We start from the raw sequence: 1355 nt of genomic DNA, 5'->3' as shown, positions 1-1355 counted from the left end.
GCAAGGAGCCGGTCGTCTATCCAACGCCCGAACTCGAGGCGGTGCTGTCGAAAACGCTTGGTGTGCCGCTGTTTCAAGAGTCGGCGATGAAGGTGGCAATGGTCTGCGCTGGCTTCACCGGCGGCGAGGCAGACCAGTTGCGGAAATCCATGGCGACCTTCAAGTTTTCCGGCGGGGTCAGCAAATTCAAGGACAAGCTCGTGGCAGGGATGGTCAACAACGGCTACACGGCCGAATTTGCCGAGCAGACGTTTTCGCAGCTCGAAGGATTCGGCTCCTACGGCTTTCCGGAAAGCCATGCCGCCAGCTTTGCATTGATTGCCTATGCGTCGAGCTGGGTGAAATGCCATCATCCAGATGCCTTCTGTGCCGCGCTCCTCAATTCACAGCCCATGGGTTTTTATGCGCCTGCGCAGATCGTGAGGGATGGCGCCCAACACGGCGTCGAGATTAGGCCGGTCTGCATCAATGCTTCACGCTGGGACTGCACGCTCGAGGCAATTGAAGGAAGTCGTCTTTGCGCCGTCCGGCTCGGGATGCGGATGGTAAAAGGTCTCTCCACCGGAGACGCGGCCCGGATCGTGGCTGCGCGCGCCGATGACCCCTTCGCCTCCGCTGACGATCTCTGGCGGCGGTCCGGCGTGCCCACGGCCGCGCTGGTGAAGCTCGCCGAAGCCGATGCGTTTCTTCCGTCGCTGCAGCTCCAGCGCCGCGATGCGCTATGGGCGATCAAGGGGCTGCGCGACGAGCCGCTCGAACTCTGGGCTGCGGCCGCCGAGCGCGAAACGCGCCAGGTCTCGGAAGTGCAGGAGCCCTCGGTCGCCTTGCCCTCGATGAGGGCAGGGCACGAGGTCGTCGAGGACTACGCCCATACCGGCCTCACCCTCCGCCAGCACCCGATCGCCTTTCTCCGCAACGGCCTTCGCCAGAAGGGGATGGTCACATGCGCCGAGGCGATGGCCGAGCGCGATGGCCGCTGGCTGATGACCGGCGGCCTCGTGCTGGTGCGCCAGCGGCCGGGCTCGGCCAAGGGCGTGATGTTTCTCACCCTCGAAGATGAGACAGGGATCGTCAACGCGGTGGTCTGGCCGACGCTGTTCGAGCGCCAGCGCCGCATTCTTCTCTCCGCTTCGATGATGGCGATCAACGGTAAAATCCAGCGGGAAGGGGACGTCGTGCATCTTGTTGCACAGCGGCTGTTCGACCTCTCAGATGACCTCGGTCGGCTGGGAGAACAGGATGAGCAGTTTCCTTTGCCGCATGGTCGGGGCGACGAGTTCGCGCGCGGCAATGGCGCACCGGATCCGCGCGAACGGCCGAAGGCGGCGGCGCCCGCGCGCGACATCTACGTCCCC

The 1355-nt window shown here is 64.4% G+C and carries 1 protein-coding gene; it reads left to right on the top strand.

Going from position 1 to position 1355, the window contains the following annotated elements; all coding sequences use genetic code 11:
• Positions 1-1355: helix-hairpin-helix domain-containing protein (locus EV665_RS31405; RefSeq protein ID WP_245507899.1), on the top strand; the 1355-nt coding region annotated here is incomplete at both ends.

It is taken from the genome of Shinella granuli (assembly GCF_004341885.1).
Lineage (GTDB): Bacteria > Pseudomonadota > Alphaproteobacteria > Rhizobiales > Rhizobiaceae > Shinella > Shinella granuli.
Note: the sequence above shows the minus strand (reverse complement) of the source record. Positions and strands in the feature narration are given on the sequence as shown.